The 4463-nt window shown below is 37.2% G+C and carries 4 protein-coding genes, 4 tRNA genes and 1 rRNA gene; 1 reads left to right on the top strand and 8 read right to left on the bottom strand.

The window, feature by feature from the left end:
• The 5 genes from ABN099_RS18890 to ABN099_RS18870 form a co-directional block, all read right to left on the bottom strand.
• Positions 1-195: GTP-binding protein (locus ABN099_RS18890; RefSeq protein WP_228077987.1), on the bottom strand; the 195-nt coding region annotated here is incomplete at its 3' end.
• A 124-nt stretch (positions 196-319) separates the two neighbouring features.
• Positions 320-395: transfer RNA gene (locus ABN099_RS18885), tRNA-Thr, on the bottom strand.
• 5 nt (positions 396-400) lie between these two features.
• Positions 401-475: transfer RNA gene (locus tag ABN099_RS18880), tRNA-Gly, on the bottom strand.
• An 82-nt stretch (positions 476-557) separates the two neighbouring features.
• A tRNA-Tyr gene (locus ABN099_RS18875) sits at positions 558-642 on the bottom strand.
• A gap of 15 nt (positions 643-657) precedes the next feature.
• A tRNA-Thr gene (locus tag ABN099_RS18870) sits at positions 658-733 on the bottom strand.
• A 437-nt stretch (positions 734-1170) separates the two neighbouring features.
• On the opposite strand from ABN099_RS18870, the gene coaA reads away from it, so the two are divergent.
• A complete protein-coding gene (gene coaA, locus ABN099_RS18865; RefSeq protein ID WP_349465925.1) occupies positions 1171-2118 on the top strand; it encodes a type I pantothenate kinase in 948 nt (315 codons plus the stop codon).
• 105 nt (positions 2119-2223) lie between these two features.
• On the opposite strand, the gene birA is transcribed toward coaA, so the two are convergent.
• The 3 genes from birA to rrf form a co-directional block, all read right to left on the bottom strand.
• A complete protein-coding gene (gene birA / locus ABN099_RS18860; RefSeq protein ID WP_349465924.1) occupies positions 2224-3186 on the bottom strand; it encodes a bifunctional biotin--[acetyl-CoA-carboxylase] ligase/biotin operon repressor BirA in 963 nt (320 codons plus the stop codon).
• The gene (gene murB / locus ABN099_RS18855; RefSeq protein WP_349465923.1) at positions 3183-4217 is read right to left on the bottom strand and encodes a UDP-N-acetylmuramate dehydrogenase; all 1035 of its coding nucleotides are present in this window, start codon (positions 4215-4217) and stop codon (positions 3183-3185) included. Before murB ends, birA begins: the two co-directional genes overlap by 4 nt.
• Positions 4218-4379: 162 nt before the next feature.
• A 5S ribosomal RNA gene (gene rrf, locus ABN099_RS18850) occupies positions 4380-4463 on the bottom strand; the annotation flags it as partial.

The following is a 4463-nucleotide window of genomic DNA, read 5'->3' as shown; positions in this document are numbered from 1 at the left end:
AGTAGAGATGGTGATACCACGAGCTTTTTCTTCTGGTGCGTTATCGATTTGATCGAACGCACGAGCAGCACCGCCGTAGGTTTTAGCCAGAACGGTAGTGATTGCAGCAGTTAGGGTTGTTTTACCGTGGTCAACGTGGCCGATAGTACCAACGTTAACGTGCGGTTTTGAACGTTCAAATTTTTCTTTAGACATTTAAATTGTCCCTCTAAGACACGGAATCGGTGGTTACACCACATCAACCAAGCAGTAATATAAAATTAGCTAGTCGCTATTGCTTGTTGTGATTTTTTATCAGGGAGGCAAGAACATGAAGGAATGGTGCTGATAGGCAGAGTCGAACTGCCGACCTCACCCTTACCAAGGGTGCGCTCTACCAACTGAGCTATATCAGCACATCTGGAGCGGGCAGCGGGAATCGAACCCGCATCATCAGCTTGGAAGGCTGAGGTAATAGCCATTATACGATGCCCGCAGAACTCGGCTACCTGACTTAAAATCAGCTTTTTATTCTACTAAATTGTTGACTACTTGAAAACAATTTAGTTAGGAATTAATGGTGGTGGGAGAAGGATTCGAACCTTCGAAGTCTGTGACGGCAGATTTACAGTCTGCTCCCTTTGGCCGCTTGGGTATCCCACCAAATCTAAATTTTCTTGGTGCCGGCACCAAGAGTCGAACTCGGGACCTACTGATTACAAGTCAGTTGCTCTACCATCTGAGCTATGCCGGCTAAGTGGTGCGCATTCTAGGAGGACTTTCATCATGATGCAACAAAAAAATTGCGATATTTGTTCTTTTGCTTAGATTTTGTTCATTTTTGCTTGAATTGTTGATTTTTTAGGAAAAAAACGACCAAAATGACAGCACTGTAATAAGCCTACTTTAGACTTAATTCAGTCTTGTGCCTTTTCGTTTTCTCTCATTAAGAAATCTCTTTTTAAAAAACTTTATTAATGCTTTATTATTCTACGCTAAAAAATATTTTTTATGCTCACTTTTTATACTTTTTTTATAAATTTATTCAGTTGATGTCAAAAAAAGCATAAAAAAATTAAAAAATATCTACGCCTAAGAGAGTTCCCTCGTTATGATGCTGTTTATTTTTTATCGGATACGGGTGTTTTAAACAGCCTGTCCAACCTGCGAATACTAGGCAGATGTTGGCTTATGAATAACAAAGAACGCTTTATAACCCCTTATTTAGAATTTGACAGAAAGCAGTGGGCAACGTTAAGAGATTCTGTTCCTTTAACGCTAACAGAAAAAGAAATAGCAGACTTGAAAGGGATTAATGAAGAGATCTCTATCGATGATGTTATCGAGATTTATCTCCCACTATCTAGGCTACTGAACTTTTATATTAGCTCGAACTTGCGCCGCCAAGCGGTCTTAGAGCAATTTCTTGGTACTAATAGCGCCAAAATACCTTATATAATTGGTATCGCAGGTAGTGTTGCGGTAGGTAAAAGTACAACAGCACGTTTACTTCAAGCCCTATTAACACGCTGGCCCGAGCACCGTAAGGTTGATTTAATTACAACTGATGGTTTTTTATTACCCAATGCGGAATTAAAAAAACGTGGCATAATGAAGAAAAAAGGATTCCCAGAATCCTATGATATGCATAGTTTAGTTTCTTTCGTTTCAGATATTAAATCAGGTAAAAAACAAGTTACAGCACCTGTATACTCTCACTTAGTTTATGACATTATTCCAGATAAGAAACAGGTTATTGAACAACCTGATATTTTAATTCTTGAAGGACTGAATGTATTACAAAGTAATCAAGACTATCCTCACGACCCACATAATGTTTTCGTGTCTGATTATGTTGATTTTTCTATTTATGTTGATGCTGATGAAGAGCTATTAAAGCACTGGTATATCAGTCGCTTTTTAAAATTTAGAGAAGGCGCATTTACCGATCCAGAGTCTTATTTTAATAACTACTCTAAATTAAGCAGAGAAGAATCTATTGAAATAGCGTCTTCAATTTGGCAAGAAATTAATGGTCTTAATCTCAAAGAAAATATTCTGCCAACAAAAGAAAGAGCAAGTTTGATTATGACTAAAGGTGATAACCACACCATAACCAACGTGCGATTACGTAAATAAAGTTAACTAATTATTATATTCTTATAAAGATAAGTTTTTATTTACCAAATAAAAAAAGAGCGATGTATGCAATTCACTATATCGCTCTTTTAATGAGATTAAAAATTATAATACGCCACGAAGCGATATTTCTCCGCCAATATAAGGCACAATTTTATTATCTTGTTCTAATAAAAGTGCACCTTGATCATTAATCCCTTTTGCTATTCCAAAAATTTCTTTTTCACCGATAATGAGCTTAACCTTTCTATCCATAAAATTATCTAAACTTTTCCAGCGTTCAATAAATGCAGCTAAGCCTTGCTTTTCAAATTGGATAAATGCTTCTCTTAGTGAGTTTGTCATTGTACAAGCAAGTTTATTTCGGTCTATTTTAATTCCAACTTGTTCTAAATTAATCCACTGCTGATCAATTGTATTTTGATTTTTATTACTCATCGCAATGTTAATACCAATACCTGTAACAATATGGGCAACATCACCTGTTTTTCCCGTTAACTCAACGAGAATACCTGATAGCTTTTTATCATTTAGATAGAGATCATTTGGCCACTTTACTTTGACATCATCAGCACCAAATGCCTTTAATACTTCAGCAAGAATAACACCAACAACCAGACTTAAACCAATTGCAGCGGCAGGGCCTTGGTCAAGCTTCCAATACATACTTAAATATAAGTTTCGACCAAAAGGCGATATCCATTGACGCCCTCTTCTACCGCGACCAGCTGATTGGTATTCTGCGATACAAACATCGCCTGACTTCAGCTCACTAATACGTTGTATTAAGTATTGATTTGTAGAATCAATAACAGGGATAACCAAAGCTGGTGCACCTTTAATCTCTTGATTTACCTTATCTATGTTTAATAGATTCATTGGTGCATCAAGCTGATAACCTTTGCCAACAACTGTTTGGATTTCAATTCCCCAACTACGTAATGTTTGGATGTGTTTATTTATTCCAGCACGAGTCATTCCTAGATGTTCACCAAGCTGTTCACCTGAATGAATATTTCCATCGGCAAGAATTTCAATTAATAATAAAGGAGTTGGCGTTTCTTTCATGAAATGGCATCCACTGCATTAATTTCACCAGATGTTCCAATAAAGCGAACCTCAGGTTCCAGTTGTACACCAAAGCGTTCAGATACTTTTTGACGAATATATGCTGCTAATTTAACGATATCCTCTCCACTCGCAGTGCCTGTGGTATTAATAAGAACTAATGCCTGTTTGGTATGCACTGATGCTCCACCTAACTGAAAACCTTTTAATCCACATTGATCAATAAGCCAGCCAGCGGCGAGTTTTACTCCATTGGATTGAACATATTGAGGGCAGAAAGGAAACTCACTCTTTAGTTGCTGAGCAGAATTTATATCAATAATAGGGTTCTTAAAAAAACTTCCAGCATTACCGGTTATTAAAGGGTCAGGTAACTTACTTTTTCTCATGTGACAAACCGATTCAAAGACATCTTTCGGTGTAACTGTTTCTGGTGATAATTTAACGAGATCGCCATATGTAAGGATTGGTTCCCATTTTTTATTTAGCGTTAAACCAACACCAATAATAGAAAAACCTTGTTGATAGTAATGTTTAAAAATACTATCACGATAACCAAATTCACACTCTTCGTTAGTTAAACGGCTAATATGACCAGTACTTAATTCAACGATATCAACATAAGCACAAACATCTTTTAGCTCTTTACCATATGCGCCAATATTTTGTATTGGTGCAGATCCTGCATTACCAGGTATTAACGCTAGGTTTTCTAAGCCATAAATATTTTTTTCTAGCAAAAATTCAATAAGCGCATGCCAATTTTCACCAGCACCTACATGGATATGCCACTGTTGATAGTCTTCAGTGATTTCAATGCCCGAAATACAGTTACGGATAACCACACCATTGAAATCTTCAGTAAACAGGACATTACTACCACCACCTAAAATGAGTGTTGGCAATTTTTGATCTTGGGCACTTTGCCAATATGCACAAAGCTCATCTTTATTATTTGCAGTTTCTATTTGGTGAGCTTTTGCTCTCAAACCAAATGTATTAAATGCTTGCAATGAAACCGATTCTTTCATGGAAGTCTACCTCATTTAGCTGATGGCTTAGTTTAACAGCCAACTATCATTGAGGATAGCAAAGTGATAAGTGATTGGTGAGAAGGTAGCGTATCGATATTTTACGATGTCATAAACGCAAAAAAGCCAACCCAATGGGTTGGCTTTCTCGTCTTATTTAATGCCTGGCAGTTCCCTACTCTCACATGGGGAGACCCCACACTACCATCGGCGCTACAACGTTTCACTTCTGAGTTCGGCATGGGA

It is taken from the genome of Proteus hauseri (assembly GCF_040139125.1).
Taxonomy (GTDB): Bacteria; Pseudomonadota; Gammaproteobacteria; order Enterobacterales; family Enterobacteriaceae; genus Proteus; species Proteus hauseri_B.
This window is presented reverse-complemented; position numbering and strand designations above follow the sequence as displayed.